This is a genomic window from Bradyrhizobium sp. B097 (genome assembly GCF_038957035.1).
In the GTDB taxonomy this organism is placed as follows: domain Bacteria; phylum Pseudomonadota; class Alphaproteobacteria; order Rhizobiales; family Xanthobacteraceae; genus Bradyrhizobium.
In genome coordinates this window covers 8593946-8608334 of the sequence record NZ_CP152412.1, presented here as the reverse complement: position 1 = coordinate 8608334, position 14389 = coordinate 8593946, and the positions used below count along the sequence as shown (strand labels likewise).

13 protein-coding genes are annotated in these 14389 nt (G+C 64.6%); 4 read left to right on the top strand and 9 right to left on the bottom strand.

Annotated elements, in window-relative coordinates; genetic code table 11:
• Positions 1–15: 15 nt before the first annotated feature.
• From tcuA to AAFG07_RS39630, 3 genes are all read right to left on the bottom strand, one after another.
• Positions 16–1407, bottom strand: coding sequence for an FAD-dependent tricarballylate dehydrogenase TcuA (gene tcuA, locus AAFG07_RS39640; RefSeq protein WP_342729382.1), 1392 nt, complete (start codon positions 1405–1407; stop codon positions 16–18).
• Between the two features lie 142 nt (positions 1408–1549).
• Positions 1550–2860, bottom strand: a complete 1311-nt coding sequence (locus AAFG07_RS39635) for an MFS transporter (RefSeq protein WP_342724992.1) — start codon at positions 2858–2860, stop codon at positions 1550–1552.
• Between the two features lie 240 nt (positions 2861–3100).
• Entirely contained in the window at positions 3101–4000 is a 900-nt protein-coding gene (locus AAFG07_RS39630) for a transcriptional regulator GcvA (protein ID WP_342724991.1), read from the bottom strand.
• Positions 4001–4118: 118 nt separating this feature from the next.
• On the opposite strand from AAFG07_RS39630, the gene AAFG07_RS39625 reads away from it, so the two are divergent.
• Positions 4119–4337 carry a DUF1127 domain-containing protein gene (locus AAFG07_RS39625; protein WP_198964904.1) on the top strand — a complete coding sequence of 73 codons (219 nt, stop codon included), beginning with the start codon at positions 4119–4121 and terminating at the stop codon, positions 4335–4337.
• 70 nt (positions 4338–4407) lie between these two features.
• Entirely contained in the window at positions 4408–5031 is a 624-nt protein-coding gene (locus AAFG07_RS39620) for a GNAT family N-acetyltransferase (RefSeq protein WP_342724990.1), read from the top strand.
• Positions 5032–5378: 347 nt separating this feature from the next.
• Here AAFG07_RS39620 and AAFG07_RS39615 read toward each other — a convergent pair whose 3' ends face one another.
• Together AAFG07_RS39615 and AAFG07_RS39610 are read right to left on the bottom strand one after the other, a co-directional pair.
• A complete protein-coding gene (locus AAFG07_RS39615) occupies positions 5379–6209 on the bottom strand; it encodes an enoyl-CoA hydratase (RefSeq protein WP_092126296.1) in 831 nt (276 codons plus the stop codon).
• Positions 6210–6371: 162 nt separating this feature from the next.
• Positions 6372–7073, bottom strand: coding sequence for an SDR family NAD(P)-dependent oxidoreductase (locus AAFG07_RS39610; RefSeq protein ID WP_342724989.1), 702 nt, complete (start codon positions 7071–7073; stop codon positions 6372–6374).
• A 71-nt stretch (positions 7074–7144) separates the two neighbouring features.
• Between AAFG07_RS39610 and AAFG07_RS39605 the strand changes: the two genes are divergently transcribed.
• Both AAFG07_RS39605 and AAFG07_RS39600 read left to right on the top strand, forming a co-directional pair.
• Entirely contained in the window at positions 7145–8926 is a 1782-nt protein-coding gene (locus AAFG07_RS39605; protein WP_342729380.1) for an acyl-CoA dehydrogenase family protein, read from the top strand.
• A 54-nt stretch (positions 8927–8980) separates the two neighbouring features.
• Complete coding sequence (locus AAFG07_RS39600; protein ID WP_342724988.1) at positions 8981–10069, top strand: Zn-dependent alcohol dehydrogenase; 1089 nt, start codon at positions 8981–8983, stop codon at positions 10067–10069.
• A gap of 139 nt (positions 10070–10208) precedes the next feature.
• Here AAFG07_RS39600 and AAFG07_RS39595 read toward each other — a convergent pair whose 3' ends face one another.
• The 4 genes from AAFG07_RS39595 to mbfA all read right to left on the bottom strand — a co-directional run bounded on the left by AAFG07_RS39595 (position 10209) and on the right by mbfA (position 14287).
• Positions 10209–10562: a nuclear transport factor 2 family protein gene (locus AAFG07_RS39595; protein WP_342724987.1), complete on the bottom strand. Its 354-nt coding sequence runs from the start codon at positions 10560–10562 to the stop codon at positions 10209–10211.
• 237 nt (positions 10563–10799) lie between these two features.
• Positions 10800–12272, bottom strand: coding sequence for an amidase (locus tag AAFG07_RS39590; RefSeq protein ID WP_342724986.1), 1473 nt, complete (start codon positions 12270–12272; stop codon positions 10800–10802).
• A gap of 159 nt (positions 12273–12431) precedes the next feature.
• The gene (locus tag AAFG07_RS39585) at positions 12432–13271 is read right to left on the bottom strand and encodes a hypothetical protein (protein ID WP_342724984.1); all 840 of its coding nucleotides are present in this window, start codon (positions 13269–13271) and stop codon (positions 12432–12434) included.
• 44 nt (positions 13272–13315) lie between these two features.
• A complete protein-coding gene (gene mbfA / locus AAFG07_RS39580; protein ID WP_097677166.1) occupies positions 13316–14287 on the bottom strand; it encodes an iron exporter MbfA in 972 nt (323 codons plus the stop codon).
• Between the last annotated feature and the right edge of the window lie 102 nt (positions 14288–14389).

Below are 14389 nucleotides of genomic sequence, written 5' to 3'. Positions count from 1 at the left end.
GCGCCAGCCTTGTCCTCAGTTCCGCGCATTCTTCGCGGCTTCCCGCCCGGCGACACGGCCGAACACGCTGCCGATGGTCATGCCGATGCCGGCGGCGTAGCCCTTGCCGAGCACGTTGCCGGCCATGATCTCGCCGGCGGCGAACATGTTGGCCGACGGCTTACCGTTCTTCATCAGCATCCGTGACTGCTTGTTCACGCGGGTGCCGAGATAGGTGAAGGTGATGCCGGGCCGCACCGGATAGGCGAGATAGGGCGGCGTCTCGATCTTGCGCGCCCAATGCGTCTTCGGCGGCGTGATGCCTTGGGTAGCGCAGTCGTCGAGGATGGTGTGGTCGAACGTGCCGGGCTGCACCGCGGCGTTGAAATCGGTGATGGTCTTTTCCAGCGCTGACGCGTCGAGCTCGAGCTTGCCGGCGAGCTCTGCGATCGTTGCGCCCGCGATCGGCGGAAACAGCGTCGGCATGAAGCTCGTCACGACGGTGGAATCGAAGATGATGTAGGCGATCTGGTCCGGCTGGGCGGCGACCAGACGGCCCCAGATCGCATAGCGCTTCGGCCAGATGTCCTCGCCCTCGTCGTAGAACCGCTCGGCGTGCTTGTTGACGACGATGCCGAACACGACCGAGTCGTGGCGGGTGATGATGCCGCCGTCGAATTTCGGCGCACGCGCGTCGATCGCCACCGCATGGCACTGCGTGGGATCGCCGATCTCCTGCACGCCCTTCGCGAGCAGCAACTTCAGGATCGCGCCGCGGTTATAGGGCGTACCGCGGATCAGGAAATTGTCGGCGGCCTCGCCCCAATATTGCTTCAGCCATTCGATATTGGCCTCGAAGCCGCCGGCCGCCGCGACCAGCGTCGAGGCGCGCACCTCGGTCTTGCCGCCGATCGGCTGCTTCAGCTGTGCCGAGAGGAACATGCCGTCCTCGATCTTGAGATCGATCACCTCGGCGTTGTAGAGGACGTCGACGCCGAGCGCCTCGGCGGTGCGATAGAGCGCGTTCAGCATTGCGCGGCCGCCGCCGAGGAAGAACGAGTTGGTGCGGCCAAGGCTGAGTGTGCCGCCGAGCGAGGGCTGCCAGCGCACGCCCTGTTCGACGATCCAGTTTAATATGTCCTTGGACTCGTGGATCATGAAGCGGGCCAGTTCCTCGTCGGTCTGGCCGCCGGTCACCAGCAGCAAATCCTTCCAGAACTCCTCCTCGGTGTAGGGACCGGTGAGGATCTCGGTCGCCGCGTCATGGGCGCAGCGCATGTTGCGGGTGTGGCGGGTGTTACCGCCGCGGTAGAATTTCGGGGCGCCCTCCAGCACCAGCACGGAGGCGCCGGCGCGCCGTGCGCTGATCGCAGCGCAGAGCGCGGCGTTGCCGCCGCCGATCACCAGCACGTCGAACCTGCGCGTCAGATCAACCATGCGCTCTTGTTATCGTTGTTGGCATGGAAAGCAACAGGGGCAGGCGAATGAGCATGATCCGGAAAAGTGTGTAGCGGTTTTCCGAAAGATCATGCTCAAATCAAAGAGTCTGCCCCAATTGCATGCGCAAAGATCACGCCGCGACCGTCTCACGCTGCTCGATGGTCTGGCCGCCGCGATAGACGATCAGCGTAGCGACGATGCCGAGCACCGCGGCGCACATCAGCCAGTAGCCAGGCGAGGCCTTGTCGCCGGTTTGCTGGATCAGCCAGGTCGAGGCGAACGGCGTAAAGGTGCCGAACAGCCCGGCCGCCAGCGCAAAGGCCAGCGAGAAGCAGGTGGTGCGGACATGCGCCGGCACGATCTCGACCAGGCAGCCCAGCATGGTGCCGCTGTAGACGCCGAAATAGAACGAGAACATCATCTCGACCGCCAGCATCTTGCCGAATGAGGGATCGGCGACCAGCCAGTGCAGCGCCGGATAGGCCGTCGCCAGCGACAGGCAGGCGATCGCGAGCAGCACCGGCTTGCGGCCGATCCGGTCGGACAGCGCGCCGCCGACCGGATTCCAGATGAAGTTGGTCACCGCGACCAGCAGCGTCACCAGCAGCGCGTCCTGGCTCGAGAGCTTCAGCACGGCCTTGCCGAACGTCGGCGTGTAGACGGTGACGAAATAGAAGGTCGTGGTGGTCAGCACCGCGATCATCATGCCGAGGATGACGATGCGCCAGTTGGCGAGCGCCGAGGCAAACACCTCGCGCGCGGTCGGATGCTTCTTCATCGCCAGGAACGCCGGAGTTTCCTCCAGCGTGCGGCGCAGGAAGAAGATCACCGGAATGATCAAGCAGCCGACGAAGAACGGGATGCGCCAGCCCCAGTTCGCGACGGTCGCGGCCGGCATGCTCTCGCTCAGGATGAAGCCGAGGATCGAGGCGACGAAGATCGCCACCTGCTGGCTCGCCGACTGGAACGAGGTGTAGAAGCCGCGATTGCCGGGCGTGGCGATCTCCGCGAGATAGACCGAGACGCCGCCGAGCTCGACACCGGCGGAGAATCCTTGCAGCAGGCGAGCGATCAGCACGATGATCGGCGCCGCGATGCCGATCGTCGCATAGGTCGGGCAGATCGCGATCACCACGGTGCCGACCGCCATGATCGCCAGCGTCACGATCAGGCCCTTGCGGCGGCCGATCTTGTCGATGTAGGCGCCGAGCACGATGGCGCCGACCGGGCGCATCAGGGCGCCGAGCCAGAAGACGCCGAAAGCGTTGAGCAGCGCCGCGGTCTCGTTCTCGGAGGGGAAGAAGGCCTTGGCGATCAAGGGCGCATAGAAGCCGAACAGGAAGAAGTCGAATTGCTCGAGGAAATTGCCGCTGGTCGCGCGCAGGATGGCGCCGAGACGCGACTTGATCTGCGGGACTTGCGATGGACTCGACTGCGACATAACGCCCTTTCCTCCCCGTGACAAAACGGCCGGCGCAAATTGTGTCGCCGGCCAAGGCAGTTAACTGCCATATGCGGCAATTTGGCACGGCTGTCCGGCGCGACCAACCCGAAATCGCTCCGGCGCTATGGGAAAAAAGCCGTAGGTGGGACTTTGATGAGAGCGTTCTCGAGCGAAGTGGACACCGGTTCGCGTGAAGAAAACGCGTCAGAACAATAGTCCCGTGCGGCGTGCGCCGCATCAAGTCGTCGTATGTGCCGCAGCGCCGAGCCAGGAGCGGAACGCAGTGAGCTTTGGTGAATCGGCGCGTCCCTGCGGCGTGACCAGATAGAAGCCGGCATCGGCCGGCAGCGCGATCTTGAAGGGAACCACGAGACGGCCCTTGGCGATGTCGTCCTGCACATAGGAGGTGCGGCCCATCGCGATGCCGATGCCGTCGATCGCAGCCTGGATCGTCACGAACAGCAGGTCGAAGGTAACCCCCGGCTGCTTGGAGATGTCTGTCGGAAGTCCGGCTGCGGTCAGCCACAGCCGCCAATCGTCGCTGTTGGCGTTGCTGGTGTGCAGCAGCACATGGTCCCTGAGGTCTTCGGGGCATTCGAGTGGCCTGGTTCCATCCAGCAGCGACGGGCTGCACACGGGAAACAGCTCGTCGGCCATCAGCCAGTCCGCGCGCAGGCCCGCCCATTGGCCGCGGCCGTAGCGGATCGCCGCGTCGACCTTGTCGCGCTGGAAGTCGACCAGGCTGGTCGAGGTGGTGATGCGGACATCGATGCCGGAATGCGTCTCCTGGAACGCCGACAGCCGTGGCAGCAGCCATTTGGCGGCGAGCGATGCCAGCGTCGAGACGGTCAACACGTGATCGTCGTCCCGGCGCAGCAGGCGGTCGGTCGCGAGCCTGAGGTCGTTGAAGGCGGCGCGAACGCCGGGAAGGTATTCGGCGGCCTCCGGCGTCAGGCTCAACGAGCGGTTCTGGCGGACGAACAGACGAACGCCGAGCTCTTCCTCGAGGCGCCGGATCTGATGGCTGATCGCGGTCTGCGTCACGTTCAATTCGGACGCCGCGACCGTGAAGCTCATGTGCCGCGCTGCGGCCTCGAACGCCCTTAGGCCGTTCAACGAAGGCAGGCGGCTGGTCATCTCAGGATAGTCTCCAAATGCATGACTTTAATTCATGCGAAGCGGTACAAAGTGTCGTTTGTGAACAGGCCGAATAGCTCCGATATTGCCGCCAACAGGTTACCGATAGGAGCCGCAGATGTCCATTTTTACCCATGAATCGATGACAAATCATCATACGCCAGATCATCATGCATCGGGGCTGTTGAACCAGGTCGGCGAGACCCTGCACGTCTGGTGGGATCGCTACGAGCGCCGCCGCGAGCTGTCGCAGTGGACCGAGCGCGACCTACACGACATCGGCATGTCCCGCAGCGACATCGTTTTCGAGACCGACAAGCCGTTCTGGCGGGCCTGAAGAGGACGCCGTCGCCGGCGCCGCCTCGATCGAGGGGCGCCGGCCAATTCCTTCACCCGAGGAGCGTGTCATGACTGCGCTGCATCTCGACGATCTCAAGCAATACTCTGATGTGCTGCGCGCCAAGAACGGCAGCGAGATCAAGGTGCGCTTCGTCGAGCCGCGCGATCGTGAAGAGCTGCAGGCTTACATCCGCTCGCTCTCCGCCGGGTCCCGTTACAACCGCTTCCTGGGTGCACTGAGCGAGCTGCCGAAGATGGAGCTCGAGCGTTTTATTCACGTCGGCGAGGCTGACCGGTTCACGGTGGTCGCGACGATGGTGGTCGATGGTTTTGAGACCATCGTCGGCGAAGCCCGCTATGCCTTCCATGCCGATACGTCGAGCGTCGAGTTCGGCCTGTCGATCGATGACCGGTGGCAGGGCCACGGCATTGGCAAAGCGCTGTTGAAGAATCTCGAATGCCGCGCGGCGTCTTTCGGAGCCGAGCGCATCTTCGGCGACACGCTGCGGTCCAACGCCACGATGATCGGTCTCGCCCGCAAGTCCGGCTATGCCTTCACTGCGAGCCCCGGCGATTGGAAGCTGGTGCGCTTTGCGAAAGAGATCTACGTCGAACCACAAGACATTCCCTGTGCCAGCTGGCGGCTTGCCGCCACTTCCCGCTCGGCCACGATGTCCTCGCTTGCGGTTTGACTGACTAGGCCCGGTTCTGGCCCCTCCAGAACCGGGCCCTTTTCTTTTTGATTGTTCCGATCCCGTAGCCCGGATGAAGCGAAGCGCAATCCGGGATCAGCTTTCGCCGCGGATAGCCTGCCCCGGATTACGCTTCGCTCCATCCGGGCTACGCACTTGCTTCGCCTCTCCCCCTGTGGGAGAGGCCGCAGCGCATGCAGCGAAGCGGAATGCGGTGCGGGTGAGGGGGCGGTCTCTCAGCAGACTCGCCCTCACAGAGAGACCCGAACCCCTCACCCGGATTGCATCTTCCGATGCAATCCGACCTCTTCCACAAGGGGAGAGGTGACTTGAAGGGCGCTACGCGCCTAATTACCCCTAAACACCGGCTTGCGCTTCTCGATGAAGGCCTGCACTGCCTCCTTGTGATCGGCCGTCGTGGTCAGGCGGATCAGCCGCTCGGCCTCGTGGTCGCGCGCGGTGGCGAAGTCGAATTGCAGCGCCTCGTCGAGATTGTCCTTCATGTAGCGCAGCGCCAGGGTCGGGCCTTCGGCCATCGACTTCGCCAGCGCGAACGCCTCGTCTTGCAGCGTCTCGTCCGGTACCACGCGGTTGACGAGACCGATCTGCTCGCATCTTGCGGCATCGACCTTTTCCGACGTGAACATCAGCTCGCGGGCGCGCGAGGTGCCGACCAGGCGCGTCAACAGCCAGGCCATGCCGTAGTCGCCGCTCAGCGCCACGCGCAGATAACCGGTCGAGATGAAGGCGGATTGCGCCGCGATCCGGATGTCGCAGGCCATCGCGATCGCAAGGCCGGCGCCGACCGCCGGGCCGGGCAGCGCGGCAATGGTCGGCTTGCGCACCGAGGCGAGTGCGCCGGTGAGCAGACGCTGGCGCTCTTGGAGGTCGGCGACCTTGTCCTCATAGGACATTTCGAGTTTCTTCGGGTCGCGATTGGCGCCCATACCCTTGACGTTGCCGCCGGCGCAGAACGCCTTGCCGGCGCCGGTGACGAGCAGCACGCCGACCTCGGGGTTCTCGCCACAGGTCCGGATCATCGTGCGCAGCGCCGGCGTCAGCGTGTCCGACAGCGAGTTGCGGGCGTCCGGGCGGTTCAGCGTGATGACGGCGACGCGGTCGCGGATCACGCAGAGCAGTTCGTCGGTGCCGGTCTCGATCTTGATTTCAGCGGTCATGGTTTCCCCGGAAGTCGATTGTTGTCGTCATTGCGAGCGCAGCGAAGCAATCCATGTTGCCGCGCGTGGAGAGATGGATTGCTTCGTCGCTTCGCGCCTCGCAATGACGAACGTCGCGGCGGTTGGCATAGAGCCTACGCCGCTTGCATGATCTCCGTCATCTCAAAACTTCTCAACCCAGGGCCGCAATTCCAGCTCCCAGGTCCAGGCGCTGCGCGGCTGTTGCAGCACGTTCCAGTAGCTCAACGCGATGGCGTCGGGATCGAGCATCGAATCCGGCTTGTCAGCGGGTTCGGCGCGCGCGGCGCTGCGGATGCCGCCATCGATCACGAAATGCGCGACATGGATGCCTTGCGGCGACAATTCGCGCGCCATGCTCTGCGCCAGCCCACGCAATGCGAACTTGCCCATCGCGAACGGCGCCGATTGCGCATAGCCCTTGACGCTGGCGGAGGCGCCGGTGAACAGGATCGCGCCCTTCTTGTTGGGCAGCATCCGCTTCGCCGCCTCCTGCGCCACCAGGAAACCGCCGAACGCCGAGACCGCGATCGCCTGCTCGACCTCGGAAGGGACGAGTTCAACGAACGGACCGCGCGAGCGGCCGGACGCGTTATAGACCACGAGGTCGGGTGTTCCGATCTCGCGTTCGACCAGGCCGAACAGACGTTCGACATCCTCGGCCTTGGTGGCGTCGCAGGCATAGGCGCGCGCGCCGGTCTCGTTGCACAACGCACCAAGTTTCTCGATGCTGCGCGCGCCCAGCGCCACGCGAATTCCCTCCCGCGAAAATAGCCGCGTCAGCGAGGCGCTGAGGCCCTCGCCGGCGCCGACGATCAGGGCGATCTTGTACTTCGGAATATCCATTGGGCTTTCCTTTGCTCGGCCGGAGGAGGATAGTCGTGCCCAAACAAATGAGCACCGCAGCCGGGAATTCAATGCAGCCGCACAAGCAGGATCTGAAAACGTCGTCCGCCAGCCAACCGGGCCTGTTGGCGCCCGATACGACGGGAATGAATTTCTACCGGGCCGATCCCGCGTTGACCGATCTTCTGAAACTGCATCTGCCCGAGGCGTTGTTCCGCCACATCGAGCCGCATCTCGACGGGCTCGGCGGATTGGCCGGCGGCTATCTTGACGAATGCGCGCGGCTTGCCGACCGGCATACGCCGGTGCTGCACCAGCGCGACAAGTTCGGCCGCGACGTGCAAACAATCGAATATCATCCGGCCTATCGCGAGATCGAGAAGGTCGCGTTCGGCGAGTTCGGCATTCACGCGCTGTCGATCCGCAAGGGCATCATGGGCTGGCCCGACAAATATCCTGTGGTGGCCAAGCACGCCTTTACCTTCCTGTTCAACCAGGCCGAATTCGGCATGGGCTGCCCGATCAACGTCACCGATGGTTGCGCCAAGCTGCTGGCGAATTTCGGCAGCGAGGCGTTGAAGGCGAAATACCTCGACGGCCTGACCCAGACCGACATGAGCAAGCTGACGCAGGGCGGCCAGTTCATGACCGAGAAGGAAGGCGGCTCCGACGTCGGCACCCTGACCACGCGCGCGGTGCAGGAGGGCGACCACTGGCGGCTCTATGGCGAGAAGTGGTTCTGCTCGAATGCCGATGCCAAGGTGGTGATGCTGCTGGCGCGCCCCGAAGGCGCGGGGCCGGGCACCAAAGGCGTCGGCCTGTTCCTGATGCCGCGTTTCCTCGATGACGGTTCGCAGAACCACTACCGGATCGTGCGCCTGAAGGACAAGCTCGGCACCCGCTCGATGGCCTCGGGCGAGATCAAGCTCGATGGTGCGATCGCGTATGCCGTCGGCAAGCTCGACCGCGGCTTCGTGCAGATGGCCGAGATGGTGAACTCGTCGCGTCTGTCCAACGGCGTGAAGTCGACCGCGCTGATGCGCCGCGCCTGGCACGACGCGATCACGGTTGCGAGGGGCCGCGTGGTGTTCGGCCAGCGGATCATCGATCTGCCGCTGGCGCGGCGCCAGTTGATGAAGATCATGCTGCCGACCGAGCAGGCGCTGTCGATGAGCTTCCTCACCGCCGATGCGCTCGACCGCGCCGAGGCCGGCAGCCAGGATGCCGCAGCATTGCTCCGCATCCTGACGCCGACGCTGAAGTTCCGCGCCACTCGCGACGCCCGCAAGGTCTGCGGCGACGCGATGGAGATGCGCGGCGGCATCGGCTACATCGAGGAATTCGTCACGCCGCGGCTGCTGCGCGATGCGCATCTCGGCTCGATCTGGGAGGGCACCGGCAACATCGTCGCGATCGATGCGCTGAAGCGCGCGGTCGGACGTCATGGTGCCGACAATGCGCTCGCCGCTGATCTGCATGCGCGGCTCGATGACAGCCCGAACGTGCCGCAAGCCTGGCGCAACCGGCTGCGCGATCTCAGCGATCGTGCGATCGGGTTTGCCCGCGAAGTCGCAGGCCGTATCGACAATGAGGGCGATGCGCGGCGCGCCACCAGCCTGCTCTATCACGTCGCGAGCGCCGTGGCGCTGGCATGGGAGGGCGGACGTATCCACGAGATGCGCGGCGACGCGCGCCGGCTATTGCTATCGCGGATGGTGATCGATCACCGCGTGACGCCGGGCGATCCGTTCCGGCTTACGGAAAATACCGTTCAGCGCAGGATGACCGAGCACCTGCTCGGCGATCGCGCCGTCGGCATGGCCGAGGTTGGCGAATTGCTATCAGCAGCGTAGTCTGCCGCGCGAACTCAACGCCTAATCAAAACAGAAACGCCAAGGGAGACCCCGATGAAGGCCGCCGTCCTGCATGAAGTCAATCAGCCGCTGGTGATCGAGGATGTCAGCGTACCCAATCCGGGGCCGCGCGAGGTCCTGATCCGCACCGCGGTCGCGGGTCTCTGCCATTCCGACCTGCACTTCATGGAAGGGCTTTATCCGCATCCGCTGCCGGCGGTGCTCGGCCATGAATCGGCCGGTGTGGTCGAGAAGGTTGGCTCAGACGTCAATTACGTGAAGCCGGGCGATCACGTCGTCACTTGTCTCTCGGTATTCTGCGGCACCTGCGACAATTGCACCACCGGCCGCACCGTGCTGTGCACCGATACCACGGTGAAGATGCTGCCCGGCGCCTCCAACCGCCTGTCGTGGGGCCGGAAGGAGAAGCTCAACCAGTTCCTCAATCTGTCGTCCTTCGCCGAGCAGATGCTGGTGCACGAGAACGCGATCGTGAAGATCAAGAAGGAGATGCCGCTCGATCTCGCGGCGCTGATCGGCTGCGGCGTCATCACCGGCTACGGCGCCGTGGTGAACACCGCGAAGGTCACCGCGGGCGAGACCGTGGCTGTGATCGGTTGCGGCGGCGTCGGCATGGCCGCGATCAACGGCGCGCAGATCGCCGGCGCCGGCCGCATTATCGCGATCGACACCAATCCGGCCAAGCTGCAACTTGCGACCAAGTTAGGGGCCACCGACATCGTTGATCCCGCGCGCGGCGACGTGGTCCAGCAGGTACGTGAGCTCACCGGCGGCGGCGTGCATCACTCCTTCGAGGTGCTCGGCCGCAAGGAGACCGCCGAGCAGGCCTTCGCCATGCTGGCGGCAGGCGGCACCGCGACCATCGTCGGCATGATCCCGTTCGGCCAGAAGATCGAGCTGCACGGTTTTGACTTCCTGCGCGAGCGCCGCATTCAAGGTTCGTCGATGGGCTCCAACCACTTCCGCGTCGACATGCCGCGCCTCGTCGACTTCTACATGCGCGGCAAGCTGCATCTCGAGGACTGGATCTCGGCCAAGCTGAAGCTCAGCGAGATCAACGAGGGTTTTGCCAACATGAAAGCCGGAAAGACGCTGCGCAGCGTGATCATGTTCGACGGCTAGCCCAGTCGTCGTCGCCCGGCTTGACCGGGCGACCCAGTATTCCAGAGGCAGTTGTGCTTGAGCCGAGAAGCCGCGGAGTACTGGATGCCCCGCTTAAAGCGGGGCATGACAGCGGAGGGTGACGCTGCGAACGTTGTCCTCACCGCGCGACGTGCGCAGACACCGCGAGCCATTTGCCGTTCTGCCGCGCCCAGCAATCGGTGTAGCGGCCGTGCGTAGGCTGGCCGTCCGCGCCGGTGTAGCTGGTCTGGGCGTGGATGATGGCGAAATCGCCGAGGATGCGGATCTTGACGTCCTCGGCCTTCAACCCCTTGATCTTCACGGGGATCGCCGTCTGCTTCAGGAAGGCGGCGCGGTCGACCAGGCTCTTGTCGGGATTGGTGCAGTAGAAGTCCTGCGCCAGGATTTCATCGAAACGCTTGACGTCGCAGTTCTGAACGGAATCGACGTAATCCTTGTTGAGCTTCGTTAGCTCTTCCAGGTCATTGCTCATTGGCTTTCTCCCTGTTGCTGTTGCTCGTCATTGCGGTGCGAGCAGCGGCGCTTTCGATACCGTCATCCTGAGGTGCGAGCTCTTGCGAGCCTCGAAGGATGCACGGCCACAGTTGGGCCGTCGACCCTTCGAGACGGCCGCTTCGCGGCCTCCTCCAGCGACAACGGCAAAGCCGTTGCGCGGGGGTGACGGTGATAGAGTTGGATACGCGTCATTGCTTTACAACGACGCTCTAACTCAATCGTTGAACATCTTCGGCGGCACGAAGCCGCCGAACTCGCGCTCGATCAGCTCGGCGAGCTTGAGCGGCGTGCGGTCCTCAAGCCAGGGGCCGACGATCTGCACGCCGACCGGCAGTCCGTCGGGCGCAAAGCCGGTTGGGATCGCGGTCGAAGGCAGGCCGGGCAGGGTCGCGATGCCGGGCCAGGCGAGCTGGTCGGTGTAGACGTGCGGCTCGCCGTCGATCAGAATCCGCCGTTGCTCCTGGTCGGGCGAATGATCGTGCGGATAGGCCGGTGTCGACATGATCGGGCAGATCACGGCGTCGAACGATTTGAACAGCTCGCGCCATTGCGCGCGCAGCCGCGCGCGGCCGCCGTCGGCGATCACCCAGTCGCGATGGCTGAGCGCGATGCCGCGCAGCCGCTCGGCTTGCAGGCTGGTGTCGCTGGCCGGCAGCGCAGCTGCCGCCGCGCAGGCGCCGGCATAGACCTCCGGCGGGAAGGTCGCCGCCAGGAACGACAGCAGGATCCGCATGTAAAGCCGCGAGGACGCGGCGAAGTCCGGCAACAGTGGGCTCGCGCGAGACACCTTCGCGCCGGCCTTGTCGAGATTGCTCGCGAGTTTGTCGATGCTTCCGCGGATCACCTTGTCGGTCGGCATTACCGGATCGCTGTCGATCACGAGGATGCGGAAATCCTTCAAGGCGGTGTGGCGCGCCGCCGGCAGCTCCAGCCGGTAGGCCTTGCCCGCTTCGAGCGGATCGGGGCCGGCCATCACGTCGAGCACGAGCGCGAGGTCGGCCGCGCCGCGCGCCATCGGGCCGATCACGGACAGATCGCGATCGAACGGCAGTGGCGGCAGCGGCGGCGGGGTGTGGCCGCGCGACGGCAGCAGCGCGAAGGTCGGCTTGTGCGCATAGATTCCACAGTGGAATCCCGGCACGCGCAGCGAACCGCCGATATCGGAGCCGAGCGACAATGCGCCGTAGCCTGCGGCAAGCGCCGCCGACGATCCGCCGGAGGAGCCGCCCGGCGTGCGGCCGAGGTCGTAGGGGTTGTTGGTGGTGCCGTAGATCTCGTTGTAGCTCTGCCAGTCGGCGAGGGCGACCGGCACGTTGGTCTTGCCGAGGATGACGCCGCCGGCGTCCTTCACCCGCGTGATCGAGAGCGCGTCTTCCGCCGGCACGAAATCCTTTTGCGGCGGGAAGCCCCAGGTCGTCGGCAATCCGGCGACGTTGAAGGATTCCTTCACCGTCATGGGAATGCCGAGCAACGGCCTGTGCTCGCCGCGCGCGATCGCGGCATCGGCAGCGCGGGCAGCAGCGAGGCCGCGCTCGAAATCGCGCACGCAAACCGCGTTGACCTTGCCGTCATGGCGTTCGATGCGGCCGATCGCGTCTTCCGCGAGCTCGATGGCCGAGACCTGCTTGTTGCGCAGCGCCTTCGACAGTTCGACGGCGGTCTTGAAACTGTATTGCGATTTGGCCACGGCGTGCTCCCTGATTTTGGCGGCGATCATGCGCAGAATGGAGCGGACGGGCAAGGCCGGCTTGATCGCAATTGCGCTCGCGCAACCTCGACGTCACACATCGCCTAACGCGATCGTGATCATCGGGCTCTGCCTGATGCCGGGGAGGCCAACGCGCGCCTAGTAAGGCGTGCTGCGCGCCGACAGATGCGCCATGGGATTGATGGGGCCGCTTGCGCTGGCGCGCTCGCTGCTCTCCTTGGTCCCGGGCACCGGGAAGGCGTATCCGATGATCGTCTTGACCACGAGCCGGTCGGATGCCCGCGTCAGGCCGTAGCCGACGCCGAAGTCGATGTCGACGTCGCCCACCTTGAAGTCGGTCACCGCGAACAATGTGTGCTGCTGCTCGGCGAGCGGGCTGAAGGCGCCGATCTTGCCGAAATCGGCATAGTATTCGAGGCCGACATACACATCGTCCTTCAGCTTGCGCGCCACGCGCGCGGCGGGGGCGAAATCCGCCTCGCCAGATTTGCCGAAGCCGACATCGACGATCGGGTTGACGATGAATTCATAGTCCGCGTTGCGCACGCCGATGATCGGCCGGATCTCCAGGCCCCAGCGGGTCTGTGCGAATTTCGGCATCTCATGGCTCAGCTCGAAATTAATGCCGTAGAACAAATTGCGCTTGTCGGCGTTGGGCGACACGAACAGCGTACGCAGCTTGAATGCGTCGGACAGGAATTGCCGGTCCTGTACGGCGAACGGCAGATAGAGCCCGAGCTCCCACCAGTCCGTCATGCCATAGGCAAATTCCGGCGTGCCGTTGAGGCTGCCGTTGGACGGAAAGCCGCCGGGGAATGGCGGATCCTTCTGGCCGATGCCGACATAGTTGAGATGCTGCTGAATGGTGAACTGGCCGACCGCCGCGATGCCGGCATTGTAGACCTGGATCTCGTCGGTCGCCTGCGCACGGCTGCTGTATCCGACCGCGGCGAGCGCAATCAGCGTTGTGCGGGCCATATCTCGACATCGGCGCCGGGATCGCATCGGGAGACCTAGCCGTCCTACGCCGCGCCGATCAGGATGCCGACCGCGAGCACGATCGCGCCGCCGAGCACGATCTGGAACACCGCCTGCAGGAACGGCGTGTCCATGTAGCGCGAGCGGATGAAGGCGATCGCCCACAACTCGAAGAACACCACGATCCCGGCGATCGCGGTGGCGATCCAGAATGCGTTCGGCCAGGCGTCGGGCACCAGATAGGGAATGGTGTGGCCGAGACCGCCGAGCGTCGTCATCAATCCGCAGGTGATGCCACGCAGCCAGGGCGAGCCGCGGCCGGTCAGCGAGCCGTCGTCGGACAGCGCTTCGGCAAAGCCCATGCTGATGCCGGCGCCGATCGAGGCGGCAAGGCCGACCAGAAACGTCTGCCAGTTGTGATGGGTGGCGAAGGCGGCGGCGAACAGCGGCGCCAGCGTCGAGACCGAGCCGTCCATCAGTCCGGCGAGGCCCGGCTGCACATATTGCAGCACGAACATCCGCCGCCGCGTGCGGTCTTCCTCCGCGCGCACATCGGGCTTGAGGATCTCGCCGGTCAGGCGGACCGCGAGCTTCTCGTGGCCCTTCTCCTCCTCGGCGAGATCGCCGAGCAGCCGGCGCACGCCGACATCCTCGGCCTTCTCGGCGGCCCGGGCATAGAAGCGCTCGGCCTCCAGCTCCATGGTCTCGACTTCCTTGCGGATGGTGTCGAGCGGCAGGTTCTTGGTCAGCCAGATCGGGCGTCGGCGCAGAAAGCCTTTGACGTCCTCGCGCCGGATCGGCGGCAGATGCGGGCCGAAGCGCTGCTCGTAGGTTTCCAGCAGACGGTGGCGATGGCCGCGCTCTTCCTCCGCCATCTCCTCGAAGATCTTTGCGGTATCCGGATAGCGTTCGGTGAGGTCCTCGGCGAAGGACATGTAGATGCGGCTGTCCTCCTCCTCGGAGGCAATCGCGACCGCCAGCACCTCGCGCTCGGTCAAATCGGCGAAATTCTTCACGGCAACGCCTTGCTTACGGAGTTTAGAATTAGAATAATTCTAATATGTGTAGGCGGTGCTGGGGTCAATCTACTAAGCCGCGCTATGGCCCTGTTCGTGATC